The 26,068-nt window shown below is 71.6% G+C and carries 30 protein-coding genes and 1 pseudogene; 15 read left to right on the plus strand and 16 right to left on the minus strand.

Annotated elements, in window-relative coordinates; translation table 11 throughout:
* Window positions 1–100 precede the first annotated feature (100 nt).
* Both ACQPZK_RS28795 and ACQPZK_RS28800 read left to right on the plus strand, forming a co-directional pair.
* On the plus strand, window positions 101–865 hold the full coding sequence (locus tag ACQPZK_RS28795; RefSeq protein ID WP_433535896.1) for an SDR family oxidoreductase: 765 nt from the start codon (window positions 101–103) through the stop codon (window positions 863–865).
* A gap of 32 nt (window positions 866–897) precedes the next feature.
* Complete coding sequence (locus tag ACQPZK_RS28800; protein WP_433535897.1) at window positions 898–1,710, plus strand: class I SAM-dependent methyltransferase; 813 nt, start codon at window positions 898–900, stop codon at window positions 1,708–1,710.
* A gap of 106 nt (window positions 1,711–1,816) precedes the next feature.
* On the opposite strand, the gene ACQPZK_RS28805 is transcribed toward ACQPZK_RS28800, so the two are convergent.
* Window positions 1,817–2,818 carry a UDP-N-acetylmuramate dehydrogenase gene (locus tag ACQPZK_RS28805; RefSeq protein ID WP_433539346.1) on the minus strand — a complete coding sequence of 334 codons (1,002 nt, stop codon included), beginning with the start codon at window positions 2,816–2,818 and terminating at the stop codon, window positions 1,817–1,819.
* A 150-nt stretch (window positions 2,819–2,968) separates the two neighbouring features.
* Between ACQPZK_RS28805 and ACQPZK_RS28810 the strand changes: the two genes are divergently transcribed.
* The 9 genes from ACQPZK_RS28810 (at window position 2,969) to ACQPZK_RS28850 (ending at window position 11,488) form a co-directional block, all read left to right on the plus strand.
* On the plus strand, window positions 2,969–3,727 hold the full coding sequence (locus tag ACQPZK_RS28810) for a maleylpyruvate isomerase family mycothiol-dependent enzyme (RefSeq protein WP_433535898.1): 759 nt from the start codon (window positions 2,969–2,971) through the stop codon (window positions 3,725–3,727).
* Window positions 3,728–3,910: 183 nt separating this feature from the next.
* Window positions 3,911–5,218 (plus strand): ABC transporter substrate-binding protein, encoded by a 1,308-nt coding sequence (locus ACQPZK_RS28815; protein WP_433535899.1) that lies wholly within the window; start codon window positions 3,911–3,913, stop codon window positions 5,216–5,218.
* Between the two features lie 69 nt (window positions 5,219–5,287).
* Complete coding sequence (locus tag ACQPZK_RS28820; protein WP_433535900.1) at window positions 5,288–6,328, plus strand: carbohydrate ABC transporter permease; 1,041 nt, start codon at window positions 5,288–5,290, stop codon at window positions 6,326–6,328.
* Window positions 6,325–7,158 carry a carbohydrate ABC transporter permease gene (locus ACQPZK_RS28825; RefSeq protein WP_433535901.1) on the plus strand — a complete coding sequence of 278 codons (834 nt, stop codon included), beginning with the start codon at window positions 6,325–6,327 and terminating at the stop codon, window positions 7,156–7,158. The genes ACQPZK_RS28820 and ACQPZK_RS28825 overlap by 4 nt, the downstream gene beginning before the upstream one ends.
* Window positions 7,155–8,534: a GH1 family beta-glucosidase gene (locus ACQPZK_RS28830; protein WP_433535902.1), complete on the plus strand. Its 1,380-nt coding sequence runs from the start codon at window positions 7,155–7,157 to the stop codon at window positions 8,532–8,534. Before ACQPZK_RS28825 ends, ACQPZK_RS28830 begins: the two co-directional genes overlap by 4 nt.
* Window positions 8,535–8,553: 19 nt before the next feature.
* Window positions 8,554–9,561: a LacI family DNA-binding transcriptional regulator gene (locus ACQPZK_RS28835; RefSeq protein ID WP_433535903.1), complete on the plus strand. Its 1,008-nt coding sequence runs from the start codon at window positions 8,554–8,556 to the stop codon at window positions 9,559–9,561.
* A 137-nt stretch (window positions 9,562–9,698) separates the two neighbouring features.
* Complete coding sequence (locus ACQPZK_RS28840; protein WP_433535904.1) at window positions 9,699–10,112, plus strand: RidA family protein; 414 nt, start codon at window positions 9,699–9,701, stop codon at window positions 10,110–10,112.
* 1 nt (window position 10,113) lies between these two features.
* Entirely contained in the window at window positions 10,114–11,010 is an 897-nt protein-coding gene (locus ACQPZK_RS28845; protein ID WP_433535905.1) for an N-acetyltransferase family protein, read from the plus strand.
* 301 nt (window positions 11,011–11,311) lie between these two features.
* Window positions 11,312–11,488 carry a hypothetical protein gene (locus ACQPZK_RS28850; RefSeq protein WP_433535906.1) on the plus strand — a complete coding sequence of 59 codons (177 nt, stop codon included), beginning with the start codon at window positions 11,312–11,314 and terminating at the stop codon, window positions 11,486–11,488.
* A gap of 232 nt (window positions 11,489–11,720) precedes the next feature.
* Here the strand turns inward: ACQPZK_RS28850 and ACQPZK_RS28855 are convergent, their stop codons facing one another.
* The 3 genes from ACQPZK_RS28855 to ACQPZK_RS28865 form a co-directional block, all read right to left on the minus strand.
* Complete coding sequence (locus ACQPZK_RS28855) at window positions 11,721–12,140, minus strand: VOC family protein (protein ID WP_433535907.1); 420 nt, start codon at window positions 12,138–12,140, stop codon at window positions 11,721–11,723.
* Between the two features lie 285 nt (window positions 12,141–12,425).
* Window positions 12,426–12,941 (minus strand): O-acetyl-ADP-ribose deacetylase, encoded by a 516-nt coding sequence (locus ACQPZK_RS28860; protein WP_433535908.1) that lies wholly within the window; start codon window positions 12,939–12,941, stop codon window positions 12,426–12,428.
* A 1-nt stretch (window position 12,942) separates the two neighbouring features.
* Window positions 12,943–13,734 (minus strand): EI24 domain-containing protein, encoded by a 792-nt coding sequence (locus ACQPZK_RS28865; RefSeq protein WP_433535909.1) that lies wholly within the window; start codon window positions 13,732–13,734, stop codon window positions 12,943–12,945.
* A 68-nt stretch (window positions 13,735–13,802) separates the two neighbouring features.
* Here ACQPZK_RS28865 and ACQPZK_RS28870 point away from each other — a divergent pair, with 68 nt between their 5' ends.
* A complete protein-coding gene (locus ACQPZK_RS28870) occupies window positions 13,803–14,807 on the plus strand; it encodes a helix-turn-helix transcriptional regulator (RefSeq protein ID WP_433535910.1) in 1,005 nt (334 codons plus the stop codon).
* Here ACQPZK_RS28870 and ACQPZK_RS28875 read toward each other — a convergent pair.
* The 6 genes and pseudogenes from ACQPZK_RS28875 to ACQPZK_RS28900 form a co-directional block, all read right to left on the minus strand.
* Complete coding sequence (locus tag ACQPZK_RS28875) at window positions 14,791–15,705, minus strand: SDR family oxidoreductase (RefSeq protein ID WP_433535911.1); 915 nt, start codon at window positions 15,703–15,705, stop codon at window positions 14,791–14,793. The genes ACQPZK_RS28870 and ACQPZK_RS28875 overlap by 17 nt on opposite strands.
* 46 nt (window positions 15,706–15,751) lie before the next feature.
* A complete protein-coding gene (locus ACQPZK_RS28880) occupies window positions 15,752–16,489 on the minus strand; it encodes an alanyl-tRNA editing protein (protein WP_151488505.1) in 738 nt (245 codons plus the stop codon).
* An 11-nt stretch (window positions 16,490–16,500) separates the two neighbouring features.
* Complete coding sequence (locus ACQPZK_RS28885) at window positions 16,501–17,388, minus strand: alpha/beta fold hydrolase (RefSeq protein ID WP_433535912.1); 888 nt, start codon at window positions 17,386–17,388, stop codon at window positions 16,501–16,503.
* Window positions 17,385–17,705 (minus strand): DUF2516 family protein, encoded by a 321-nt coding sequence (locus ACQPZK_RS28890; RefSeq protein ID WP_355050857.1) that lies wholly within the window; start codon window positions 17,703–17,705, stop codon window positions 17,385–17,387. Before ACQPZK_RS28890 ends, ACQPZK_RS28885 begins: the two co-directional genes overlap by 4 nt.
* Window positions 17,706–17,776: 71 nt before the next feature.
* On the minus strand, window positions 17,777–18,526 hold the full coding sequence (locus tag ACQPZK_RS28895; protein ID WP_433535913.1) for a hypothetical protein: 750 nt from the start codon (window positions 18,524–18,526) through the stop codon (window positions 17,777–17,779).
* Window positions 18,527–18,741: 215 nt separating this feature from the next.
* Window positions 18,742–19,236: pseudogene (locus ACQPZK_RS28900) on the minus strand (helix-turn-helix domain-containing protein); the annotation flags it as partial.
* Between the two features lie 113 nt (window positions 19,237–19,349).
* On the opposite strand from ACQPZK_RS28900, the gene ACQPZK_RS28905 reads away from it, so the two are divergent.
* On the plus strand, window positions 19,350–20,147 hold the full coding sequence (locus tag ACQPZK_RS28905) for an alpha/beta fold hydrolase (protein ID WP_433535914.1): 798 nt from the start codon (window positions 19,350–19,352) through the stop codon (window positions 20,145–20,147).
* Window positions 20,148–20,458: 311 nt separating this feature from the next.
* On the opposite strand, the gene ACQPZK_RS28910 is transcribed toward ACQPZK_RS28905, so the two are convergent.
* The 4 genes from ACQPZK_RS28910 to ACQPZK_RS28925 all read right to left on the minus strand — a co-directional run bounded on the left by ACQPZK_RS28910 (window position 20,459) and on the right by ACQPZK_RS28925 (window position 23,901).
* Entirely contained in the window at window positions 20,459–21,418 is a 960-nt protein-coding gene (locus ACQPZK_RS28910) for an asparaginase (RefSeq protein ID WP_433535915.1), read from the minus strand.
* A gap of 94 nt (window positions 21,419–21,512) precedes the next feature.
* Entirely contained in the window at window positions 21,513–22,340 is an 828-nt protein-coding gene (locus ACQPZK_RS28915) for a 3-keto-5-aminohexanoate cleavage protein (RefSeq protein WP_433535916.1), read from the minus strand.
* 23 nt (window positions 22,341–22,363) lie between these two features.
* Entirely contained in the window at window positions 22,364–23,476 is a 1,113-nt protein-coding gene (locus ACQPZK_RS28920) for a YgfZ/GcvT domain-containing protein (protein WP_433535917.1), read from the minus strand.
* Window positions 23,473–23,901, minus strand: a complete 429-nt coding sequence (locus ACQPZK_RS28925) for a Fur family transcriptional regulator (protein WP_355050863.1) — start codon at window positions 23,899–23,901, stop codon at window positions 23,473–23,475. Before ACQPZK_RS28925 ends, ACQPZK_RS28920 begins: the two co-directional genes overlap by 4 nt.
* Before the next feature lie 69 nt (window positions 23,902–23,970).
* Between ACQPZK_RS28925 and ACQPZK_RS28930 the strand changes: the two genes are divergently transcribed.
* Window positions 23,971–24,852 carry an aminotransferase class IV gene (locus tag ACQPZK_RS28930; RefSeq protein WP_433535918.1) on the plus strand — a complete coding sequence of 294 codons (882 nt, stop codon included), beginning with the start codon at window positions 23,971–23,973 and terminating at the stop codon, window positions 24,850–24,852.
* Window positions 24,853–24,856: 4 nt separating this feature from the next.
* Here ACQPZK_RS28930 and ACQPZK_RS28935 read toward each other — a convergent pair whose 3' ends face one another.
* Window positions 24,857–25,447, minus strand: coding sequence for an FABP family protein (locus ACQPZK_RS28935; protein ID WP_433535919.1), 591 nt, complete (start codon window positions 25,445–25,447; stop codon window positions 24,857–24,859).
* A gap of 58 nt (window positions 25,448–25,505) precedes the next feature.
* Window positions 25,506–25,610: a small membrane protein MtfM gene (gene mtfM, locus ACQPZK_RS28940; RefSeq protein ID WP_305076120.1), complete on the minus strand. Its 105-nt coding sequence runs from the start codon at window positions 25,608–25,610 to the stop codon at window positions 25,506–25,508.
* A 12-nt stretch (window positions 25,611–25,622) separates the two neighbouring features.
* Between mtfM and ACQPZK_RS28945 the strand changes: the two genes are divergently transcribed.
* Window positions 25,623–25,997 carry a DsrE family protein gene (locus ACQPZK_RS28945; RefSeq protein WP_355050866.1) on the plus strand — a complete coding sequence of 125 codons (375 nt, stop codon included), beginning with the start codon at window positions 25,623–25,625 and terminating at the stop codon, window positions 25,995–25,997.
* Window positions 25,998–26,068 lie beyond the last annotated feature (71 nt).

Here is a 26,068-nt window from a genome sequence, read left to right on the forward strand (position 1 = left end):
GGCACGGCCGCCCGGCGTGACGGACCTCATCACCGACGGACGCCGGCGCAGGCCGAAGCCCGGTCGAATTCGGCCGTACGGCGCGGGTGACAATGACCCGATGACCTCTGTCGCCATCGTCACCGGAGCGTCCAGCGGGATCGGCGCGGCCACCGCACGCCGGCTCGCCGCCGAGGGCTTCCACGTACTCGCCGCCGCCCGCCGCGCCGACCGTCTCGCCGATCTCGTCGCCGAGATCACCGCCGCGGGTGGGCAGGCAACCGCGGTGACCTGCGACGTCACCTCGGACGAGTCGGTGGCCGGGCTCGCCGAGGCCGCCGCGCAGGCCCCCGGGCCGGTCACCCTGCTGGTCAACAACGCCGGCGGCGCGCGCGGCCTGGACCCGGTGGAGTCCGGCTCGCTCGACGACTGGCAGTGGATGTACGACGTGAACGTGCTCGGCACGCTGCGGGTGACCCAGGCGCTGCTGCCGGCGTTGGAGGCGTCCGGCTCGGGGACCATCGTGGTGGTCTCCTCCACGGCCGGGCTGACCGTCTACGAGGGCGGCGGCGGCTACACGGCGGCGAAGCACGCGCAGACGGCCATCGCCGGCACGCTGCGGTTGGAGCTGTGCGGCCGGCCGCTGCGGGTCATCGAGATCGACCCGGGGATGGTGAAGACCGACGAGTTCGGTCTGGTCCGCTTCGACGGGGACGCCGAGCGGGCCGCCGCCGTCTACGCCGGGGTGCCCGGGCCGCTGGTCGCCGAGGACGTCGCGGACTGCATCGCCTGGTGCGCCACCCGCCCCGAGCACGTCAACGTCGACCGGCTGGTGGTCCGGCCGCGCGCGCAGGCCGCACAGCACAAGGTGCACCGGGTCTCCTGACCCGGGGACCGGACGGACTCGGGACCGGACGCATGAGCGGGGCGCCACGACGCCGACCCCTCGGGGTGGTCACCCGGGGCACCACCAACCCGAACCGCCTCCGCCGGGTCGACAACTGGATCGTGGAGACCTGCGCCGACCGGCTGCGGGCCGCGGCCGATCCGCTGGTGGTGGACCTGGGGTACGGCGCGACGCCGGTCACCGCCGTGGAGCTGCGGGCCCGGCTGGCGGCGGGGGTCCGTCGGGACGTACGCCTGGTCGGGCTGGAGATCGACCCGGCGCGGGTGGCCGCCGCGACGCCGGCCGCCGACCCGCCCGGCCTGACCTTCGCCCGGGGTGGCTTCGAGCTGGCCGGGCTCCGGCCGGTGCTGGTCCGCGCGTTCAACGTCCTGCGACAGTACGACGAGAGCGACGTGCACGACGCCTGGCGCACGATGACCGTCGCGCTCGCCCCGGGTGGGGTGCTCGTGGAGGGCACCTGTGACGAGCTGGGGCGTCTGGCGAGCTGGCTGCTCATCGACGCGGACGGCCCACGGACACTCACCCTGGCCGCGAAGCTCACCACGCTGGGCAGCCCCGCCGAGCTGGCCGAGCGGCTACCGAAGGCGCTGATCCACCGCAACGTTCCGGGCGAGGCGATCCACGACCTGATCCAGGCGTTGGAGGACGCCTGGCGGACCGCCGCCCCGTACGCCACGTTCGGCCCCCGCCAACGCTGGGTGAGGGCGGTGACCCATCTCAAGGCTGAGGGCTGGCCCGTGCTGTCCACCCCGAAACGCTGGCGCCAGGGCGAACTGACGGTCCCCTGGCCGGCCCAACCCCCGCGATCTTGCACTTTCGGTTGACGATTTGCACCCTTACGCCGCTTATGTCGCCACCGAAACTGCAAGATCGACGGGAGCGGGGGGCGGTAGCGCGGGGGCACGGGGGCGCGGGGCCGGCTCGGGGGGGTTAGAGGGTGCAGTTGATCAGGACTGGTTCGGGGTGCAGGGTCACGCCGAAGCGGTCGTGGACCTCGTCGCGGATGGTGTTGGCCAGCGTCAGCAGATCGCCGGTGCTGGCGGTGCCGCTGCGGTTGGTCAGGGCGAGGGTGTGCTTGCCGGAGATGGCCACGCCGCCGGGGCCGGGGTGGCCCTTGGCGAAGCCCGCCTTGTCGATCAGCCAGGCCGCGCTCACCTTGACCAGGCCGTCCACTCCGGGCCAGGCCGGCGGCTCACCCAGTTCGGCGGTGCGCTCGCGGAGCAGCTCGTACGTCGCCTGGTCGAGGACCGGATTGGTGAAGAAGGAGCCGACCGAGCGGGTGTCCGGGTCGGCGGCGTCGAGCACCATGCCCTTGCCGGCGCGCAGTCGCAGCACCGCTGCCCGAGCGTCGGCCAGCGGCACCTGGTCGCCGACCTCGACGCCGAGCGCCCGGGCCAGTTCGGCGTAACGCACCGGGCCGGACAGCGGCGAGCGGGCGAGCCGGAAGTCGACCGAGAGCACGATCCAGCGGTCCTGGTACTTGAAGATGCTGCCCCGGTAGGCGAATCCGCACTCGGCGGCGGGGATGCTCTGGCGGGTGCCGTCGAGGCGGTCGTACACCTCGACTCCGGTGATCGTCTCGGCGACCTCCTGGCCGTACGCGCCGACGTTCTGGATCGGGGTGGCGCCGGTCGAGCCGGGGATGCCGGAGAGGCATTCCAGGCCGGCCCAGCCGTTACGGACGGTAGCGGCGACCAGGTCGTCCCACGGCTCGCCGGCCTCGACACGGACGGTGACCGACTCGGCGTCCTCGGCGAGGACCCGCAGGCCCCCCGAGCGCACCAGCACGACCGTCCCGGGGAAGCCGGCGTCACCGATGACCACGTTGCTTCCGCCGGCCAGGACGAGGACCGGCTCGTGAGTGGCCCGCACCGCCTGGATGATCTCGTCGGCGCTGGTCGCGGCCACGATCCGCCCGGCGGGCCCGCCCATCCGTAGCGTGGTGTAGCCGGCCAGTGGACCCGGGATGGCACGATCGGCTTCGGTTGTCGGCTGGGCGTAGGCGTCTGACACGTCTTTCACCTTAGGCTGATGGGCAGCCGTGGCACCTACTGGTGGCCCGGCACCCCCGGGAGGATGGCGATGAGCAGAGTGCAGGGCAGCAAGGATTTCTGGATTGGGGCACTCCGGGCCGAGGGTCCGGCGTTCGCCGCGGCGGCTGCCGAGGCGCCGCCGGAGACACCCGTGCTGTCCTGTCCCGGCTGGACGGTCAATGATCTCACCCTGCACCTCGCGGGCCTCTACCACTGGGTTTATTCGTTCGCCGGATCGGGGAGCACGGAGGCGCCGCCCCGACGGGACGCGTCCGCACTGCCGTCCGACGTGAGCGCGCTCCAGCTCTGGCAGCAGGGGTACGACAAGTTGATGACCCTGTTCGACGGGCTCGACCCGGAGGCGCCGGCCTGGAACTGGGCCCCGCAGCCGAAGAAGGCCGGTTTCTGGCCGCGCCGGATGGCGCACGAGACGGCGGTGCACCGCTGGGACGCCCAACTCGCCATCGCGGCCGGTGAGCCGGTCGAGGCGAAGCTCGCCGCCGACGGGGTGAGCGAGGTGCTGGACACCTGGTTGCCGGCCGGCCGGCGGCAGGTGAAGGGCGACTGGCACGGGGTGGTTCAGCTCGCCGCGACTGACGCGGACCAGGAGTGGTATCTGCGGCTGCGCGGCGAGGGGGTGGCGCTGCTCGACACGGCGACCATCTTCGACCACGACGACCACCATGCTCGTGTGCAGGTCAGCGGCACCGCGAGCGACCTGTTGCTGGCCCTCTGGGGCCGGGTCAGCTTCGAGACGCTCGACGTCACGGGCGACCGCGCGCTGCTGGACGGTCTGCGCACCGGCTGATCTCACGCCACCGCACGTCTACGAGGGCGTCACCCCGGTTGGGGTGACGCCCTCGTCGCTCATCGATGCACAGATTCGTGAGAGCGCTCTCTTGACAGGGCGCCAGGACAGACACCACCCTGGCGTGAGAGCGCTCTCTTGGCCTTCTACCACCACCTCATCACCCTGAGAGAGGTCCATACGATGGCTGTCCTTCCGCGCCGCCGCCTCGCCGCGGTGGCCCTCGCCGCAACGACCGCCCTGCTCGTCACCGCCGGCTGCGGCGGCGGTGACGACGCCGACTCGGGCGGGCCGATCACGCTGACCGTCGACGTCTTCGGCCAGTTCGGCTACGACCAGCTCTACCAGGAGTACATGGCCGCCCACCCCGACGTGAAGATCGTCGAGCGGGGCACCGGCAGCAACCTCGACGAGTACTCACCGAAGCTGACCCAGTGGCTCGCCGCCGGCCGGGGCGCCGGCGACATCGTGGCCATCGAGGAGGGCCTGCTCGTCGAGTACAAGGCGAATCCCAACAACTTCGTCAACCTGCTCGACCACGGCGCCGCCGATCTCAAGGGCAACTTCCTGGAGTGGAAGTGGAACGCCGGCCTGACCGCCGACGGCAAGCAGCTCATCGGCCTCGGCACCGACGTCGGCGGCATCGCCATGTGCTATCGCAAGGACCTCTTCGAAAAGGCCGGCCTGCCCACCGAGCGGGACGAGGTGTCCAAGCTCTGGCCCACGTGGCAGGACTACATCGCCACCGGGGAGAAGTTCGTCGCGGCCAAGACCGGGGCGTCCTTCCTCGACGCGGCCACCAACACGTTCAACACGATCCTGTTGCAGACCGCCGGCAACAGCACCGGCTACAGCTACTACGACACCAGCGGCAACGTCGTGGTCGACAGCAACCCGGCCGTACGACAGGCCTGGGACACCACGATGGACATCATCGACTCGGGCCTCTCCGGCAGGTACGGCTCGTGGTCCGAGGAGTGGGTTTCCGCCTTCAAGCAGACGAAGTTCGCCACCATCGCCTGCCCCGCGTGGATGACCGGGGTCATCGAGGGCAACGCCGGCCCGGCCGCCAAGGGCAAGTGGGACATCGCCCGGGTGCCCGGCAACGGCGGCAACTGGGGCGGGTCGCACCTCGCCGTACCGAAGCAGAGCAAGCACCAGGCCCAGGCGATCGAGCTGGCCAAGTTCCTGACCAGCGCCAAGGGCCAGATCGGCGCGTTCAAGGCCAAGGGGCCGCTGCCGTCGTCCCCGCAGGCGCTCGACGACCCGGCCATCGCCCAGTCGACCAACGAGTACTTCTCCGGCGCGCCCGTCGGGAACATCTTCGGCACCGGAGCGAAGAGCCTGAAGCCGGTCTACATGGGCCCCAAGAACCAGGCCGTGCGCACCGAGGTGGAGAACGCCGTACGGACCGTGGAGCTGGGCCAGCGCAGCCCCGCGCAGGGCTGGACGGACGCGGTGACCAACGCGAAGAAGGCCGCCGCCAAGTAGCCCGAGCCAGCGTACGGGCGGGTGCCGGACCCCGGTTCCCGCCCGTACGACGGAAAGGAGTCTCCGGGCATGACCGTCCAGCTCGACGCCCGCCCACCGGTCGCACCGGCGGCCGGACCCCGCCGACCATCGTCGGGTCGGCTCAGCCGCCTCGACACCCGCTACTCGCCGTACCTGTACATCGCCCCGTTCTTCCTGCTCTTCGCGGTGTTCGGGGTCTACCCGCTGGCGTACACCTTCTGGGTTTCGCTGCACGACTGGGACCTGCTCGGCACCGACCACCCGTTCGTGGGCGCGGAGAACTACACCCGGCTGCTCGCCGACGTGGACTTCTGGCACGCGCTGGTCAACACGCTCGGCATCTTCGTCATCTCGACCGTGCCGCAGTTGCTCGCCGCGCTCTGGTTGGCCAACCTGCTGAACCGAGGGCTGCGCGGGCGTACGGGCTGGCGGATGGCGGTGCTCGTCCCCAACGTCACCTCCACGGCCGCCGTGGCGATCGTCTTCGGGGTGCTCTTCGGCCGTGACTTCGGCATGGTCAACTGGCTGCTCGACCTGGTGGGTCTGGACGCGATCGAGTGGAAGTCCAACCGGGTCGCCTCCTGGGTGGCGATCTCCGCCATGGTCGACTGGCGGTGGACCGGCTACAACGCCCTGATCCTCCTGGCCGCGATGCAGGCCATCCCCCGCGACCTGTACGAGGCGGCGGCGATCGACGGCGCGAGCCGGGCCCGACAGTTCTGGTCGGTCACCGTGCCGCTGCTCAAACCGACGATCATCTTCTGCACGATCATCGCCACCATCGGCGGCCTTCAGCTCTTCACCGAGCCCCGGATGTTCCACTCCGGCACCAACCCGATTCGCGGCGGACCGCTGCGCGAGTCGCAGACCCTGACCATGTACATGTTCGAGAACGCCTTCGCGCCGCACTACAACTTCGGGTACGGCTCGGCGGTGGCGTGGCTGCTGTTCGCGCTCATCGCCCTCGTCGCGGCCGTCAACGTGCTGGTCCTGCGCCGCCTCGGCGGCACAGCCGGCATCGGCAAAAGCCGCTCATCCGGCACCGGCAGAAGCCGCTCAGCCGGCACCGGCAGGAAGGGAACCCGATGAGCCGGCTCTGGCGGGCCAGCCCGCTCACCTACTTCGCCCTGGTCGGCGCCGCCGTCCTGTCGATCTTCCCGATCTGGTGGATGTTCGTCGTCGCCAGCCGCACCAGCGACGCCATGGGCCAACTGCCGCCCCCGATCACGCCGGGCAACAACCTGGGCGCGAACATCTCCCGGCTGTTCGACAACACCGACGCCTACTTCCTGACCGGCCTGATTAACTCCGTGATCGTGGCGACCACGGTCACCGTCTCGGTGGTCTTCTTCTCCAGCCTGGCCGGTTTCGCCTTCGCAAAGCTGCGCTTCCGGGGGCGCAACGCGCTGCTGTTGGTGATCATCGCGACGATGATGGTGCCGACGCAGCTCGGCGTGATCCCGCTCTACCTACTCATGACGAAGTTGCAGTGGAACGACCGGCTGCCCGCGGTGATCGTTCCCGTGCTGGTCACCGGGTTCGGGGTGTTCATGATGCGGCAGTACGCCGGCCAGGCCATCAGCGACGAGCTGATCGAGGCCGCCCGGATGGACGGCTGCGGCACCGCGCGCATCTGGTGGCACGTCGTGCTGCCGGCGCTGCGTCCGGCCGCCGCCGTGCTCGGTCTGCTCACGTTCATGACCACCTGGAACGACTTCCTGTGGCCGTACGCTGTGTTGAACGACCCGGCCAATCCGACCGTTCAGCTCTCCCTGCGGGCGCTGTCCGACGGGTACTACCAGGACATGTCACAGGTGTTCACCGGCACGGCCATCGCGACGCTGCCCCTGTTGCTGGTCTTCGTGCTGTTCGGTCGCCAGATCATCGGCGGGATCATGGAAGGTGCGGTCAAGGCGTGAACGAGATCCGATTTCCCGAACACTTCCTCTGGGGAGCGGCCACCGCCGCGTACCAGATCGAGGGCGCGGCCCGCGACGACGGTCGCGGTCCGTCCATCTGGGACACCTTCTGTCGTACGCCGGGAAAGGTCTACCAGGGCCACACCGGCGACGTCGCCTGCGACCACTACCACCGGTACGCCGACGACGTGGCGTTGATGGCCGAGCTGGGCCTGAGGTCGTACCGGTTCTCGGTCGCCTGGCCCCGGATCCAGCCCGACGGCAGCGGCCCGGTCAACCCGCGCGGGCTCGACTTCTACGACCGGCTCACCGACACCCTGCTCGCCCGGGGCATCGACCCGATCGTCACCCTCTACCACTGGGACCTGCCGCAGAGCCTCCAGGACCGGGGCGGCTGGACCAACCGGGAGACCGCCGAGCACTTCGCCACGTACGCCACCGCCGTCCACGCCCGCCTCGGCGACCGGATCGACACCTGGACCACCCTCAACGAGCCGTGGTGCTCGGCCTACCTCGGGTACGGCAACGGTGTGCACGCCCCGGGTGAGCGGGACGGGGCGGCCGCCTTCACCGCCGTACACCATCTGCTGTTGGCGCACGGCCTGGCCGCGCGGGCGCTGCGCGCGGCCGGCGCGCGCAGCGTCGGCATCACCATCAACCCGGCAGATGTACGACCGGCCGACCCGCAGAGCGCGGCCGACGCCGCCGCCGTCCGGCTGGTGGACGGCCTGCACAACCGGATCTTCCTGGACCCGATGCTGGCCGGCGGCTACCCCGACGACGTACGCGAGCACGTGGCGCGCATCGTCGAGCCGACGTTCATCCACGACGGCGACGAGAAACTGATCGCCGCCCCGATCGACCTACTCGGGCTCAACTACTACGCGCCCACCTACGTCGCGGGGCGGCCCGACGGCGACGGCAACGAGGCGTACCCGGGCACCGAGGGCGCCGTGCACTTCCTGCCGCCGAGCGGACCGCTCACCGACATGGGCTGGATGATCGAGCCGGCCGGGCTGACGCGGCTGTTGGAACGGATCGCCGCCGACTATCCCGGTGTGCCGCTGCTGATCACCGAGAACGGCGCGGCGTTCCCCGACAAGGCGGGCGCCGAGTCGTCCGACGGGCTGGGACAGGTGATCGACAACGACCGGATCGCCTACCTCGACGGGCACCTGCGGGCCGCCCACGAGGCGATCTCCCGGGGCGTTGATCTGCGCGGGTATCTCGTATGGTCATTGTTGGACAACTTCGAGTGGGCGGAGGGTTACCGCAAGCGGTTCGGGATCGTGCACGTCGACTACCTGACCCAGCGGCGCACACCGAAGGCCAGCGCCCGGTGGTACCAGGAGGTGATCTCCCGGAACGGGCTGTGACGAGCGGGGGACAGTCACGATGACGACGGCGCACCGGCCGACGTTGGAGGCGGTGGCGGCACGGGCCGGGGTGTCCAGAGCCACCGTCTCCCGGGTGGTCAACGGCTCCACCACCGTCGCCGAGCCGATCCGGGAGGCCGTCAAGCGGGCGGTCGCCGAGCTGGGGTACGTGCCCAACCTCGCCGCCCGCAGCCTCGTCACCCAGCGCACCGACTCGATCGCCCTGGTCATGCCGGAGGCGGCCACCCGGGTCTTCTCCGACGACCAGGTCTTCCCCGGCATCATCCGGGGCGTCAGCCAGGAGTTGGAGGCCGCCGACAAGCAGTTGGTGCTCATGCTGGCCGGCTCACCGGCCGGGCACCAGCGGGTCGAGCGGTACACGACCGGCCGGCACGTCGACGGGGTGCTCTTCGCCTCGCTGCACGGCGCCGACCCGCTGCCCGGCACGCTGGCCCGCCTCGGTATCCCCGTCGTGGTCAGCGGCCGGCCGCTCGGCGACGTACCCGTGCCGTACGTCGACGTCGACCACGTCGGCGGGGTCACCGCCGCCGTCCGGCACATGATCGACACCGGTCGCCGCCGGATCGCCACCATCGCCGGCCCACAGGACATGGTGGCCGGCATCGAGCGGCTCAACGGCTACCGGGATGCGGTCACCGCCGCCGGACTACCCGAGCTGGTCGCCGTCGGCGACTTCACCCGGGAGTCCGGCGCGGCGGCGATGCACCAACTCCTCACCGAGCACCCCGACCTGGACGGGGTGTTCGCCGCCTCCGACCTGATGGCGCACGCCGCCCTGCGGACGCTGCGCGAGGCCGGCCGGCGGGTGCCCGAGGACGTGGCGGTGGTCGGCTTCGACGACATCGAGACCGCCGCCTACACCGAACCGCCGCTGACCACCGTCCGGCAGCCGATCGTGGAACTGGGCCGACGGATGACCCGACAACTGCTCCGGCTGGCGGCCGGCGAGGCGATCGAATCGGCGGTCATGCTCGACACCGAGCTGATCATCCGCGCGTCGGCGTGACCGGTTTCGCTTCATGATCCGCGCAACTTCGGTGTTGTTGCTGCTTCCCGGCGTCGGGAGGCAGCAACAACCCTGAAGTTGCTACCCGACGCGTTAATGCGTCGCCGCCGTGCGCGATCGTCGTTAGCCTCGCCGGCATGCCGGATCCTGTCGCGCTGCTGCACGTGCCCGCTCTCTCCGACGTAGCCGAGTACGCCTACGCGGCCACCGTCGAACCGCCCGCCCGGCTGGTGTTCGCCGCCGGCGCGTGCCCGCTCGACACCGAGGGTCGTACCGTCGCGCCGGGCGACCACGCCGCGCAGGCCCGGCAGGTGATGGCGAACCTGGAGACCGCTCTCGGCGCGGCCGGCGCGCGGCTCACCGACGTCGTCAAGACCACCGTGTACGTGGCATCGTCGCGGCAGGCGGACCTGGTGACCGTCTGGGAGGTGGTCCGGGACTTCTTCGGCGACCACGATCCGCCCAGCACTCTGCTGGGCGTGGCCGTGCTCGGCTACTCCGATCAGCTCGTCGAGGTCGAGGCCGTCGCCGCCGTACGGACGGGGGCCTGACATGCGTATCCGCCCAGCTCAGCCCGACGACGCCGCCGACGTGGTGGCGCTCCGGGCCATCGTCCACCCGTACCTGGTGCGCGGAGTCGAGTCGACCCGAAAAATGATCACCGATCCGCCGCCGGTCGACGGCTGGATCGCGCTCGTGGCCGAGGTCGACGGCCAGGTGGTCGGCTGGACGTCCGCCGAGCCCAACACCTCGACCTCGGTGCAGGGCTTCGGCGACGTCAACACGCTGCACGTCCACCCCGACCACCGTCGTCGAGGCATCGGCACGGCACTGCTGACCGCCGCGACCGACCACCTCCGCCCTCTCGGGGTTCGCCGCGTCCGCACCATGGCCACGCCCGACTCGCTGCCCTTCGCCAGCCGGCACGGCTTCACGCCCAGCCGCGAGGTGCGCTACTCCGCGCTGGACCTGAACCCGCCGCCCGCGCTGTCTGAGCCGCCTGCGGGCGTACGACTGCGCCCGATCGCCGAGCTGGACCCGCACCTGCTCTACGCGGCCGACGTCGCCTCGGCCGTCGACGAACCCGGCGACGTGCCCGTCGACGCGGTCACCTTCGAGAGCTGGCGGTACGACGTCTGGGACAACCTCGGCCTCGACAAGTTCGCCAGCACCGCCGCCGAAGTCGACGGCGACGTGGCCGCGTTCAGCCTGGTCAAGCGGGACGGTGAGCGGATGTGGTCCGATTACACCTGCTCGGTGCCGGCGTACCGGGGACGAGGGCTGGCCCGGCTCGCCAAGACGGCGGCCCTGAACCAGGCCGCGGCGAACGGCGTACGGATCGCGTACACGTCGAACGACGAGTCGAACGCGCCGATGCTGGCCATCAACGCCCGGCTGGGCTACCGCCCGGTGGCGTCGCAGTGGACCTGCCTGGCCGACCTCACCTGACTAGCTGTCGCTGCGTGGGCGCGTCCATTCCAGGATCCCCTTGCGATGACGCGAAACGACGTCCTCGGGATCGCACTGAGGTCGGCGGGCATGACCGTTGCCGACCTCGCCACAAAGTGCGATGTGGACGCAAAGACCGTTGAGTGATGGATCAGCAGGGGCCGCATACCTCATCCCCGCTCCCGGATGCGCGCTGCTGGCGTGTTGGGCAAGGATGTAGAGGTGTTATGGCCAGAAGTAGCCCGTCGCGCGATCAAAGTCGGTTCAGACCGCGAACTGGTCGGCATGTACGCACGCCGCCATGTCTGTCTGGATCTTCGACGACGAGGCGATCGTAGCCACCCACATCGGCGCAGGCCTCGGGCAGGATTCGGTGACCATGCACCTCCGGCGCCGCGAGGCGGGTGGCCCGTTCGATCGCTACGTGGAGCACTTCGAGTCCCTGTGGAATGACGCGGTCCCGACTGGCTCGCGTTGATCACTTGATGGTGACCAGTTCCCAGAGGCGATTTCCAACTGGTCAGCATCAAGTGATCAAGGCACGTTGCCCATCCCACGCCGCCACACCATCGGTGAAGACCGCCGCCCTCTGAGCCACCACGTCGACTAAGAGCTTCTGACGGAGTGATGTGGGATGGGCGCGAGCTCGTAGTAGCGCAGCCTTTCGTCCGAGCGCACCTCGATCACGAACGCACCGGTCATCACGTCACTCATCCCGCCAACCCGTTCTCCGCCAGCCAGCGTGGGTCCGGGGCGACCCTCTGCAGGACCTCAACCAGCAGCCCGTCCGGACCCGCCACCTGGAATCGGCGCTGCCCCCACGGCTCGGTCACCAAGGGCATGACCACCGAGAGCCCGGCCGCTGTCAGCCGGGCGTACTCGGCCTCGACGTCTTCCACGAGGAAAGCCAGCAGGGTGCCGGCGATCTCCTTGCCACGCGTCGCTTCCGGCCAGGACTCGTGATCGCGCTGGACGAAGTCCAGACTCAGGCTGGGGTGGTCCGGGTGCTGCGTGTTGACGTACCAACCCAGGTCGATGCCAACCTTGAAGGAGAAGTGATCGGCGAACCAGGCGGCGCTCTCGGTCGGATTCTGCGCCGCAACGGCCATGCCGATGAGTGCGAATTGCATGCCTACCCCTCCAAGAGGTGGGACTTGTGGCCCCGGCGCACAGCCCGTGGACCCGTTGGACGCCTCCATCGTGCGCGTTGGTCCAGATGTCGATCAAGGGCGTAGTTCGCAGCCGACGATGACCCAGCATTTGTGGTGGCCTTCGCGATGCACGCCGAGCTGCTGTTCGTCGACTTCGCGGCGGCGCGCGGCGTCTACGGGTGATCACTTGATGGTGACCAGTTGCCAGAAGCGATTTCGAACTGGTCAGCATCAAGTGATCAAGCCGAGAGCCGGAAAAACGGCTCACGCCGCCTCGAAGACCTCGCGGGCTGTGGCGTGGGTGTCCGACCCGAAGAGCACCAGGCGGGCCTCCGTGACCGTTGCGGGCGTGGCCGCGCGGAGCACCGTCAGCGCCTGCCGAACCGCGTCGTCGACCGGCCAGCCGTAGATGCCGGCGGAGATCAGCGGGAACGCGACCGTGGACGCGCCCAGCTCGTCGGCCACCCGCAGGCTGTTGGCGTAGCAGTCGCGCAGCAGCCCGGACCGGTCCTCGGTGGCCGAGAAGACCGGGCCGACCGTGTGGATGACCCAGCGGGCCGGCAGGTTCCCGGCCGTGGTCGCCACCGCCTGCCCGGTGGGCAGCCCTCTGCCGTACCGGGAGGCGCGCAGCGCCCGGCAGTCGGCGAGGATGGCCGGCCCGCCGCGTCGGTGGATCGCGCCGTCCACGCCACCGCCGCCGAGCAGGGACGAGTTCGCGGCGTTCACGATGGCGTCGACCCGCTGTTCGGTGATGTCGCCCTGGATCAGGGTGATCTCCACGTCAGCCCTCCTCGATCGACTGGCCCAACGACCGGCGGGCCAGCAGGGTCGCGCCGGCGACGGCGGCCGGCATGACCAGCACGGCGCCGAGTGGGATGAGGAAGCACAGGAAGACCGCCACTCCGAAGCCGAGCGCGGTGGGCCGGTCCGCCTTGAGGATCGTCCGGCGCTGCGGCAGCCGCATGCCACGCCGGTAGAACGGCGCTCCGACCAGCTCGACGGCGAGGAACCAGCCGCCCACGGCCGCCCCGATCACCGGTACGACCGTCTGGCCGACCACCGGGATGAAGCCGGCGAGGAAGAGGGGGATGCCGACCAGCGCGGTGAGGGCCACCAGTCGTACCGAGTCGGCGGTGCTGCGGCGCAGCGACGACCAGAACGGCACGTCCACGGCGTCCGGGGTGCCGCCAAGCCGCTCCTCCACCTTCTCGGAGATCTTCTCGTAGAACGGGTCGCCGATGACCAGGGTGACCGCCGTGAAGCTGATCACCGCGAGCAGGCCGCCGATCCCGAGGAAGGCCAACCCGGCGATCACCCGGACCAGGCTGCGGCCGGTGCTCGACCAGTCGTCGGCGAACGGAGTGACCAGGGCGGCGAGGTCGTCCACGAAGTAGACGAGGGTGGCGTACGCGGCCACGAAGAGCACGCCGGAGATCAGCGCGGGCACGATACCGAGCAGCATCAGCTTCGGGCTGCGCACGTAGAGGCCCAGCCCGCGCAGGAGCAGCCGCACCCCGAGGAGGAAACGTCCGACGGCCCCGGTGACCGGGCTGGCGATTCTGCTGGCGTCCACGATCGAGCAGCCTAACGACCGGTGATCGAATCCGCCGGACGGCGAGCGGCACCGGGCAGGATGGGCGGGTGCGCGCCTCCCGACTGATCTCGTTGCTGCTGCTGTTGCAGGCGCGCGGTTCGATGACGGCCGGTGAGCTGGCGCGCGAGCTGGAGGTCTCCGAGCGGACCGTCTACCGGGACGTGCTGGCGCTGTCCGCCGCCGGGGTGCCGGTGTACGCGGACCGTGGTCGGGCCGGCGGGTACCGGCTGCTCGGTGGCTACCGGACCAGGCTGACCGGCCTGACCCGCGACGAGGCGGAGGCGCTCTTCCTCGCCGGTCTGCCCGGCCCGGCCGGGGACATGGGCCTGGCCGACGCGGTCGCCGCCGCCGAGTTGAAGGTGCTCGCCGCACTGCCGCCGGCCCTTCGCGACGCGCCCGTACGCACGGGCCAACGGTTCCACCTGGACGTGCCGGGTTGGTTCCAGGAGACGCCGCCGCCGCCCTGGCTCACCGAGCTGGCGCGGGCGGTCTGGGGCGATCGGGTGGTACGGCTGCGCTACCGGCGGGGCGGCGACGAGGTGACCCGGCACCTTCAGCCGTACGGGCTCGTGCTCAAGAACGCGACCTGGTACCTGGTCGCCAGGGTCGGCGACGACATGCGCACCTACCGGGTGGACCGGGTGACCGACGTCGAGGTGGGCGAGGAGCAGTTCGCCCGCAACGAGGGCTTCGACCTGGCCGGGCACTGGCGCGAGCAGGCCGGGTCGTTCCTGCGGACGATGCTGCGGGCCGAGGTCACCGTCCGGCTGAGCCCCGCCGGCCTGCGCCGGCTCCGGCACGTGGTCGACGCCCCCGAGGTGTACGACGAGGTCGTCACCACCCTCGGCGAACCGGACGGGCAGGGCTGGGTGGTGGCGCGACTGCCCGTGGAGACGGTCGACGTCGCGTACGCCCAACTGCTGGCGCTGGGCCCGGAGGTGGAGGCGCTCGACCCGCCGGAGCTGCGCGGACGTCTGGCGGACGCGGCTCGCCGGGCCGCCGCACGCTACGACGGCCCGGCGGTTCGGGGCGACGTCAGCGGTAGCCGGTGACGTCGGCCGGCTTGCCCGCCTCGACCACCTCGACGATGTAGCGGATGGCCTCCGGTTGGCTCCCGTCCACGTCGGTGAAGCCGTACACCTTGGACAGCGCGCCCGCGTCGACGGACTTGCCGTTCCAGCGGGCCCTGTCCTCGTCGGCGGCGAGCGCGGCCACCGCGCGGCCCACGAAGGCCGGTGTCTCGGAGATGAGGAAGTGCGGGTCGGTGGCGGCGCCGTCGCGCCAGGTCTCCTCGGTGACCCCGAAGTGCTCCAGCATCGCCTCGGAGCGCAGCCAGCCCGGGGTGAGCGCGACGGCCGTACAGCCGTGCGGCTTCAGCTCGTGCGCCTGGCTGAAGGCGAGCCGGTTGACCGAGACCTTGGCGAGGTCGTAGAAGACCGAGAGGCGGTAGTTCTCGTCGTTGTACGCCGTGGTGCCGTCGCCGATCTCGACGACCAGGCCACCGGGCTTACGGATCAGCAGCGGCAGGGCGAAGTGGCTGGTGATGATGTGCGTGTCCACGGCCAGCCGCAGCGTCCGGAAGCCCTTGTCGAGTGGTTGCTCCCAGACCGGCTTGTCCCAGGTGACGAGCGGGTCGCCGCCCCAGATGTCGTTCACCAGCACGTCGAGGCCGCCCTGCTCGGCGTCGATCCGGGCGACCAGGTCGCGGACCTGCTCCGGCACCAGATGGTCGACCTGTACGGCGATACCGGTGCCGCCGGCCGCCGTGACCAGTTCGGCGGTCTCCTCGATGGTCTCCGGCCGGTCCATCTCGGAACGACCGGCACGGCTGCTGCGACCGGTGGCGTACACGGTGGCGCCGGCCGCGCCCAACTGGACCGCGATCTGTCGCCCGGCGCCCCGCGTGGCACCGGCGACGAGCGCGACCTTCCCTGCGAGCGGTTGTGTCATGCCTGCGAGGCTGCCAGCGATACCTGACAGCCGACGTCCGAATTCGTCAATCCACCAGCCGGACGCGGACCCGACGGTTGGCCCGACCCTTGCTCTCCACCTTGACCACCTGCACCTTGCCGATCTGGGCGGTGGACGCGACGTGGGTGCCGCCGTCCGCCTGGACGTCCAGACCGACGATGTCGACGATCCGCACCTCCTGCTCGTCAGGCGGGATGAGGTTGGACTGGGTGCGGATGATGTCCGGCAGAGCCAACGCCTCGGTACGCGGCAGCACCCGGGTGGCGACCGAACGGTCGGCAGCCACCTCGGCGTTGACCAGCTCCTCGATGCGGCTCTTGAAGTCCGGCGGCACCTCGGGGAGGTTGAAGTCCATCCGAGCCTCGCCCGGTTCCATGGAGTTGCCGGTCACGAGCGCGCCGAAGTCGCGGAACACCACGCCGCAGAGCACGTGCAACCCCGAATGGGTACGCATCAGCCGGGTGCGGCGCTCGTCCTCCACCGCGCCGACGACCTCGGTGCCGACCGGCGGCAACGGGTCACCCTCGGCGGGGATCAGGTACGGGTCGTCGCCCTTGCGGGTGCCGACGATCCGGGTCTGCACGCCCTGCCAGAGCAGCACACCGTGATCCGGCGGTTGGCCGCCGCCACCCGGGTAGAACGCCGAGCGGTCGAGCACGATGCCCTGCTCCGGGTCGGCGTGCAGGACCGTGCAGGTCCACTCGCGCAGGGTCGGGTCGGCGAGATCCAGCCGGTGCGTCCGGCCGTGCTGTGTGACGCCCATGACAGGGCACGTTACTCGTTGAGGAACCCGGAGATGCGCCCCCGCAGGTCCGCGCGTTCCGACCAGAGGAACCCGGGGCGGTCGTACACGTGCAGGGTGGCCCGGGGCAGCGCGGCGGCGAGCTGCTCGGCGACCTCGACCGGGTGCAGGTCGTCGCCCACGCACCCGATCACCAAAGCCGGCGCGGTGACGGCCGACAGCACCGCGGCGTCGTCCAACGGCACCCGACCCGCCAGGGTGGCCAGGCCCACGTCCAGGCCGTCACGCAGCAACTGGTCCAGCCGCTGCCGCAGGTACGCCCAGCCGGCCGGCGTGTTGCGGACCGCCGCCGGCAGCTCCAGCGAGACGACGTCCGCGACGGCCCCCGCGTCACCGCTGGACACGGCATCCACCAGGGCGCCGACGCGTTCCCAGGCGGCCGGAGCACGCGGCTGGTCGAGCGCCGCCGGCAGGAAGAACACCAGCTTCTCGAAGCGCTCCGGACTCTCGGCCAGCAGGCGGCAGAGCGCCCCCGCGCCGAGGCTCGCCCCGAACGCCCGGCTGGCGCCGCCGAGATCCGCGATCGCCCGCAGGTCACGGGCGAGGTCGAGGTAGGTCCACGAGCCGGGCGGCGCATCCGAGCGGCCGTGCCCCCGGAACTGGAAGAACAGCCGGCGACCGGCCACCCCACTGCCGAACGGTCGTGTGGTGGCTATCCCGTTGCCCAGCCCGTGCGCGAACACGGTGACCGGATCACCGATGCCGGTGACCAGTCGTTCCAACTGCACCCCGTGCGGCGTGGCGACGAGGTCGGTCTCCGGATCGGGGATCGCGGGACGGCCGGTACGCGGCCCGCCCGGGCCGGGACCGAAGGTGCGGGGGCCGCTGTCCGGTGGCGGAGGCCAGCGGAAACCTCTCACCAGAACCCTTTGCCGTTGCCGTCACTGAGGTCGCGGAGACCGACGCGCACGTCGAGCAGGTAGATGAGCGCGGCGGCGATGCCGATCAGTCCGAAGAGGCTGATCGGACCGCGGCTGAGCAGGATCAGGACGAGACAGACCGCGAGGATCGCGATCCAGCCGCCCTTGGGCAGCGTGCCGATGGCGGCGAAGGCGTCGGACCGCTGCGTGATGGCATGCACCAGCGCGACACCCTGAATGATCAACGCGAAGACGAGCAGGATCAGCTCGATCACGTAACGGACTTCGAACGCGAAGATCGGCGCGGCGGTGGCCATGCCGGCAAGTTTATGTCGACGACCCCGACTACGTCCGTCAAGGACGCCGTCGGGATCGCCGACAGGACGAACTACTCGGCCGCCGGGCGGGTCCGCTTGGTGGCCCGGGGCAGCTTGGCCGACGGGGTCTCGGCCGCCTTCGCGGCCTTCGCACGGGTGGCCTTCTTGACGGCGGCCGGCTTGGCCTCCGCGATCTCGGCGACCTCGGCCGGGCTCGGCACCTCCGCCGGGGCCGGCGCCGGCGTGGCGGCCGGGGTCGTCGTGGCGGCCTGGGTCGTCGTCGTGGCCTGGGTCGTCGTCGTGGCCGTGGTTGCGGCCTGGGTCGTCGTGGCCGTCGCCTCGGTGGCCTCGATGTCCGCGTTGACCGTCTCGGCGGCCTCCAGCACGCCGGCGCCGACGACCCGCTCGCCGCGAGCCACCAGCGCGCCGTACGCGGCGAACGCCCGCTCCTGGGCCGCCTGGGCAGCGGTGACCACCACTGCCGCGTTGCGGGTGGCGGCGGCGCGCAGCTTGTCCATGTCGGCGACCTCGCGCAGCTTGGCCAGGTCGGCCGACTCGCGCAGCTTGGCCAGGTCCAGCTCGGCCTGCGCGCGGTCGCGCAGGGTGCCGGCGGTCTCGTTGGCCGTACGCAGCGTCTCGGTGGCCTTCTGGCGCAGCTCGAAGCCGGTCAGCACCGCCCGGCCGCCCAGGTCGGCGACGACCCGGGTGCCGTGCACACCGACGGCTCCGGGCAGCTTGCGCAGCTGCTCAAGGGCCAGCTCGGCCGCACCGGCGGCGGCGTAGATGGGAGCGGGGATGCGGCTGGTCTTCGGCTCGGTCATGACGTCTCCTCCTCGGCCGTCTCGACGGCCCTCTTCTTCTCGGGGGTGCTGCTGGGGGCGTGCTGAGCGGGGGTGCCGCTCGGGGTGTTCTGAGCGGGGGTGCCGCTCGGGGCGTTCTTGGTGGGGGTGCCGCTGGGGGCGGTCTTGGTGGGGGTGCCGCTCGGGGCGGGCGCGGGGCCCGCCTCGGTCACGGCGACCGACTCGAGCACCGCCTCGGTCGGGGTGCCGCCCCCGGTGGTGGGACCGGTCGCGGCCAGGTTGGCCACGTCGGCGGGCGCGTCGGCGACGTCGGTGGGGGTGGTCGCCGCGGCTGCGGCCTGGGCCTCTGTCGGGGTGGTCGTCCCGGCCGCGGCCTGGGCCTCGGACAGCCGGGCGTTCTCCCGGCGGAAGGTCTCGTAGATCTGGCTGAGCGACTGCTTCTGGGCCATCGTCAGGTCGGGGTCCACCGCGATGGCGGCGAGCACGCCGTGGCCCTCCTTGTCGTCGAGCAGCCCGGCCCGCAGGTACATGGCCGGGGTCGACACCCGCAGCGCGCTGGCCAGTTGCTGGAGCACCTCGGCGCTGGGCTTGCGCAGACCGCGCTCGATCTGGCTCAGGTACGGGTTGCTGACCCCCGCCTGCTCGGCGAGCTGCCGCAGCGAGATCTTGGCGTTACGACGCAGATCGCGGATGAACCCGCCGACGTCGGGAAGGTCCTTTGGTGTCGCCATGGTGCCGACGCTAATCGGATCCGCTAACTCCTGCAAGCAAAACGCTAGCCAGAGTTAGCAAGGTCTCAGCGTCCCGTTTGCGCGCCGCCCCGCCCGGTCCGTACGGTCCGGTGGTGCACAAGATCACAGTCAATGGAGCAGTCCTCGCGTACGACGAGGCCGGTAGCGGTTCGCCCGTCGTCCTGCTGCACGCCGGCATCGCCGACCGGCGCATGTGGCGGAGCGTCGTACCCGCGCTCGCCACCCGCCACCGGGTGATCGTCCCGGACCTGCGCGGGTACGGAGACTCGGAGCTGCCGCCGACGCCGTTCGCGCACCACGACGACGTGGCCGGCCTGCTGGACGCCCTGGACCTGCCGCAGGCCGCCCTGGTCGGCTGCTCCTTCGGTGGGTCGGTCGCCGTCGACACCGCCCTCGCCCATCCGGACCGGGTGAGCGCACTCGCCCTGTTCGGCACGGCGGTCTCCGGCAACGAGTGGTCGGATGAGGCCAACGACCTCTGGGACGAGCTGGTCGGCGAGGTGGACCCGGACGACTTCGTGGCGGGCGCGGCCGGCGAGGTGCGGTTCTGGGTGGTCGGCCCGGCCCGCCAGCCGACCGACGTCGACCCCGAACTGCTGGCGTTCGCGCAGGAGATGGACCAGCGCGCCCTGGCCGCCGAGCTGGCACTCGGCGCGGTCGAGGTGGGAGAGCTGACACCGCCGGCGATCGGCCGTCTCGGCGAGCTGAAGATCCCCGTGCTGGTCACCGCCGGCGCGGCGGACGTGCCGGACATCCGCCGGCTCGCCGACCGGATCGCCGCCGAGGTTCCGAACGCAGTACGCCTGCCGGACGTGGCGAACGCCGCACACCTGCTCCCCCTGGAGCGCCCAGACCAGGTCAACGCCGCACTCCTCGACTTCCTGACCTGAGCAACCCGCACCCGACGCCTCGACACTCGCCGCCCGACGCCGCTGGCGCGCGGTCCTCGGTACTCGGCGCTCGGGGCTCGGGGCTCGGGGCTCGGGGCTCGGGCTGGCGCTGGCGCTGGGATGAGCGTGATGCCTGAGAGTCATCTTGATGACTCTCGGGCATCACGCTCATCGGCGAGCGGGCCACCCGGCAAGCACCCGGCCGCATACCGCCAGAGCCGCCGCACCGCCGAAGCCGCCACGCGTCCGGGTGGACACCGGCGGCCGGACGACTGGAGGCCTGGTGGCTCAGCGACGACCGGAAGGGCGGCCTACCAGAGAGGGCGGACTGCTCCGACTGGGAGGCCGCCGCCGAACAGGGGCACCTCCGCGAACTCGGCCAGCACCGGCGCGTCCACGCCCAGCCGCCGCAGCGCCGAGACCAGCACCGGCATCCGTGCCCGGTCGGCCCCGTCGTCGATCTTCAGGGCCACCGCGCCGACGCCCGGCAGACCGACCGCGAACACACCCTCGGCACCGATCTTGGCCAGGAGGCCCGGCACGCCGCGCATCAGCCGCGTGTCGTCGGCCTGGGTACCGCCCACGATCTCCGGGTGGGCCCGCATCGCGTCGGCCACCCGGCGCGGCGCCGAGCCGGGCTCGGCGTCGACGAGCCGGAGGTACGCACCGGCCAGGCCGGTCAGCGACACCGCGAGCACCGGCGCGCCGCAGCCGTCCACGCCCACCGCCGCCACCGTCTCACCGGTGAACTCCTCGACGGCGGCTCGCAGCACCTGCTGCAACGGGTGCTCGGGCCGCCAGTAGCCGTCGCGCGGCCATCCAGCGGCCTCGCAGGTCAGCAGCATCCCGCTGTGCTTGCCGGAGCAGTTCATCTGCACCCGGTCCGGCCCGCCGCCGGCGCGCAGCACCGCCTCCCGGGCCGCCATCCCGGCCGGCAGGTCGGGTGGGCAGTGCAGCGCCGAGGCGTCCAGCCCGGCCCGGTCGAGCAGCGCACCGACCCGGGCCAGGTGGAAGTCCTCCCCCGCGTGGCTGGCCGACACCAGCGCAAGGTCGGCCGGGTCGGTGAGGGGCAGACCGGCGCGGAGCATCCCGATCGTCTGCATCGGCTTGCTGGCCGAACGTGGGAAGATCGGCGCGGTCACGTCCCCGGCGGCGGCCAGCAGCGCTCCGGAAGCGTCCAGCACCACCACCGAGCCTCGGTGTCCGCCCTCCACGAACCCGGACCGGACCACCTCGGCGAGCGGCACGCCGCCCTCGTACGTCTTTCCCACGTGCTGGACGGTACCCAGCGGGTCGGGCCGCCCGTCGACGGGGTGACCAGGTCGTCAACCGTGCGGGTGACAGGGGTGCGGGATGCCCGTGGCCTTACAGTGCGAGCAGCGCGCGGGCTTCGGTCGTGGTCAGCGGCGGCCGCTGGGCGAGCTGGGCGAAGCCGACCGCGCGGGCGACCAGCTGCATGTTGGACTCGACCGGACGGCCCTTGGCGTACGTCACCGTGTCCTCCATGCCGACCCGCAGGTGCCCGCCCGCCGAGAGCGAGGCCAGCAGCACCGGAATCGTGCTACGGCCGATGCCGGTGGCCGAGAACGTGGTGCCCTCGGGCAGGTCCCGCAGCATCCGGTGGGCGGCGACGAGCGTCTCGGTGGTGCCCGGCATCCCGCCCGGCACACCCATGACGAAGTCCACGTGCACGTGCCCGCCCGCCGGCAGCCCGTACTTGCCGAGCAGCCGCTGCAACGCGGACAGGTGGCCGAGGTCGAAGATCTCGTACTCCGGCACGATCCCGCGCTCCTGCATCCGGGTGTGCAGGTCGACGATGAACTCCCAGCGGTTCAGGAACACGTCGTCGCCGAAGTTGACGGTGCCCATCGTGCAGGAGGCCATGTCGGGGCGTGCGTCGAGCACGGCGAGCCGGGACGCCTCCGGGTCGGTCACCGCGCCGCCGGACGAGAGCTGCACGATCAGGTCGGTGCTCTCCCGCAGCGCCGCGACGGTGTCGGCCAGCCGCACCGGGTCGAGGGTCGGCCGGGCCTCGTCGTCCCGGATGTGGACGTGGATCACGGCGGCGCCGAGCGCCTCGCACTCCTTGGCGGTGAGCAGCAGCTCGTCCAGGGTCACCGGCAGCGCCGGAACCTCCGCCTTGGCCGACTCCGCCCCGGTCGGGGCCACCGTGATCAACGTCCCTGTCGTCATGCCGGCGATCCTAGACGTGCCGGTCAGGACGGGTCGATCGCCGCCGCGGTCTCGCCGATCATGAGGGCGGCGTCGTCCGGGACGTTCCGCTTCAGAACGGCGAGCGCGACCTGACCCAGTTCGTGGTGCAGCACGGCGGTGCCCACGAAACCCACCGCCCGACCGTCGAGGGTCACCGGCGTACCGGCCGTCGGCGGCTGGTCGGTGGTCACCCCGTCGAGGTGCAGCAGCACCAGCCGACGCGGCGGCCGGCCCAGGTTGTGTACGCGGGCGACCGTCTCCTGGCCCCGGTAACAGCCCTTGTCCAGGTGCACGGCCGGGCCGATCAGGTCCACCTCGGCGGGGATCGTCCGGTGGTCGGTGTCCACCCCCACCCGGGGCTGCCGGGCGGCCACCCGGATCGCCTCGTACGCCCAGAGGCCGGCGACCGGCACACCCGCGCCGCGCAGCTCCGCGGCCACCTGCTCCATCGCCGAGCGGGGCACCAGCAGGTCCACCCCGAGGAGGCCGCGTCGCGCCCAGCCGCCGGCGGGCAGCGGGCGGACGTCGTACCGGATGCCCGCCCGGGGTGGCACGGCCCCGGCCGCGAACTTCGGACCCGGCACCGGCAGCAGGTCCGGTGCGGCCAGCCCGGTCACGCCGAGCGTGCCCACGGCCTCCACCGCCGCCGGACCGACAAGCGACAGCAGCGCCCGTTCGGCGGTGGCGTCGCGGGGGTCGACCCTGCTGAAGAACCGCATCTTCTCCAGGTACGCCAGCAGACCGTCGGTCGCACCCGGCTCGGTGTCCAGCCAGGTGGTCTCGCCGTCCTCGGCGACCAGGGCGTGCTGCTCGACGTGCCCGTGCGGGGAGAGCACCAGCAGCTCGGTGCCCTCACCGGCGGACAGCGTCGAGAGGTGCTGCGAGGTGATCGTGTGCAGCCAACCGGCACGCTCCTCGCCGGGCACCGCGATGACCCCCCGGTGTGAGCGGTCGACCAGGCCGACCTCGGTGTCCAGCACGCGCTGCTCGCGCAGCGGGTCGCCGTAGTGCGCGGCCACCCCCCGCACGCCCGCGGCGACGTGCGCCGGGTCGGGCTGGTCGCGGCTGGCCTCGTCGATGCTCTCGACGGCCACCGCGCCCGCGATGTCGATCATTTGTGGTCCCCGTTCTCGCACCGGCCGCAGACGCCGAAGAGTGACACGTGCCCGATGTCCACCCGGAAGCCCCGCTGCGCCTCCAACTGGTCGGCGAGCGGGCGCAGCAGCTCCGGATCGATCTCGTCGATCGCGCCGCACTCCCGGCACACCAGGTGGACGTGTTGGTGCTCACCCGCCGCGTGGTAGGTCGGCGAACCGTGCGACAGGTGGGTGTGCGTCACCAGGCCGAGCCGTTCCAGCAGCTCCAGAGTGCGGTAGATGGTGGTGATGTTGACCCCGGCGGCGACCTCACGGACCGCGGCGTGCACCCGCTCCGGAGTGGCGTGGCCCAGATCGAGCACCGCCTGCAGGACGAGCTGCCGTTGGGCCGTCAGCCGCAGCCCACGGGCCCGGAGCATTTCCGCGAGGGAGGATTCGGACACCGTCCGATCATAGTTCGACGATCGCGCCGTCCCCCTGCGCGCGCCCGGCCGCCGCTACGCTCGGCGGTCATGGTGACGTCGTCCGTCGGTGATGCCCCGGCCAACCCGAGCAGGCGGATCGCCGTCCTGGGTCGGGGCCTGATCCCGCCGGACGAACCCGTGCTCCGCGGCGACGACCTGGGCGTCCTGCGCGGTGATGGGCTCTTCGAGTCGATGCACCTGCGCCAGGGTCGACCCTGGCTCCGCGACGAGCACCTGGCCCGGCTGGTCACGGCGGCGGCGGCCGTCGACCTGGACCTACCGCCGACCGACGCGCTGACCGACCTGCTCGACTCGGTGCTCGTGGGCTGGCCGGCGGAGGTGGAGGGCGCGTTGCGGCTGGTCTGCACCCGGGGCTCGGAGACCGGCGGTCCGCCGACCGTCTACGCCATGCTGACCGCGGTCCCGGCGTCGTCCCTGGCGGCGCGACGGAACGGGATAACCGTGGCCGTCCTGCCGCTGGGGGTGCCCGCCGACGCGCGTACCGGACTGGACTGGCTGCCGGCGGGGATCAAATCCACCTCGTACGCGGTCAACACCGCCGCCCGCCGCTGGGCGGGGCGGGCCGGGGTGGACGACGTGCTCTGGGTCTCGTCCGACGGGTACGCCCTGGAGGGGCCGACCGCGAACGTGGTGTGGCTCACCGGCGACACGATCTGCACGGTGCCCGCCACCACCACCGGCATCCTGCCCGGCACGACCATCGCCTGGCTGCTCGCCCACGCGCACGAGCTCGGTCTGGACGGCGCCGAACGGATGGTGACGCCGGCGGAGCTGCACGCCGCCGACGGCGTCTGGTTCAGCTCCTCGGTACGCGGACTCACCGAGGTCCGGATGCTGGACGGGGTACGCCGGGACCCCTGCCCGCGTACCCCTGCCCTGCACGAACTGCTGGGATTCCCCGTGGACTGACCCGTCAGCCGCCGACCCGGACGAGCCGCGCGGACAGGTGCGGGCTGAGCGGGTGACCCATCGCGGCCATCTCCTGGGCGTACAGCAACGCGCCCTCCACGATGCCGAAGAGGCGGTGGCCCCCGGTGACCTCCTTGGCGGTCGCCGTCCGCACCACGGCGTCGGTGGCGAACTCGACCTGGGTGCCGGTGCGCTTGCCGAGGTGCAGCTCCATGACGCCGGTGGGGGTCGTGAGCAGGGCCTCCAGCTCGTCGGTGGCCCGGCCGTCCACCAGGACCGGCCGCCACCAGCCGACCTCACGCCCGGCCGGGCGTACGGGCCGGCTCTGCTCGTCGAGGATCCAGGCCCGCGACTCGTAGTGCAGGAACGGCCGGCCGTCGTGGCTGATCTTGATTTCCTGCGCGTAGTCGAAGTCCTCGATGGTGGGGAAGCCGCCCTTGCCCCGACCACGCCACCGGCCGATGTACGGCAGCAGACCGTCCAGCGCCGGGTGCAGCTTCGGCCCGACGCGCAGGTCGTAGCTCTCCTCGTACGGGTACTCCTCGACCGGCGGCGCGTTGAGCCACGGCGGTTGCAGCGGATTCTCGTCGCTCACGCGGAGCCACCTTTCGTTCGCGACTGCGGGGCTCGCAAACCCGGCTCACTCCTCGCGCTCACCAGCGTCCCCTCGAAATCTTCACTGCCAGATAGACCAGGCCACCGGCGAGTCCGCCCAGGCCGGCGACCAGCAGGCTGACGAACCCGATCTCGGTAACCATCCCGACCATCCTATGCTGGGCCCCATGGCCCGCTCTCTCGTCGTCAAGGTCACCGCCGGGGCGGACGCCCCGGAGCGGTGCGCGCAGGCGTTCACGGTCGCCGCCACGGCGGTCGCGGCCGGCGTGGACGTCTCTCTCTGGCTGACCGGGGAGTCGACCTGGTTCGCGCTGCCCGGCCGCGCCCAGGAATTCGAGCTGCCGCACTCCGCGCCGCTGGCCGAGCTGCTGCACGTCATCCTGACCAGCGGTCGGGTGACCGCCTGCACCCAGTGCGCGGCCCGTCGGGAGATCGGCCCGGAGGACGTACTGCCCGGTGTGCGGATCGCGGGCGCCGCGGTCTTCGTCGAGGAGGCGTTGGCCGAGGGCGCACAGGCACTCGTGTACTGACCCCTGACTCAGCCGGGTAGCGGAGTTCGGATACCGACCCGGCACCCCGAAGCGCTGCCTACGATTCGGAT

It is taken from the genome of Micromonospora sp. CA-249363, from assembly GCF_050950185.1.
Lineage (GTDB): Bacteria > Actinomycetota > Actinomycetes > Mycobacteriales > Micromonosporaceae > Micromonospora.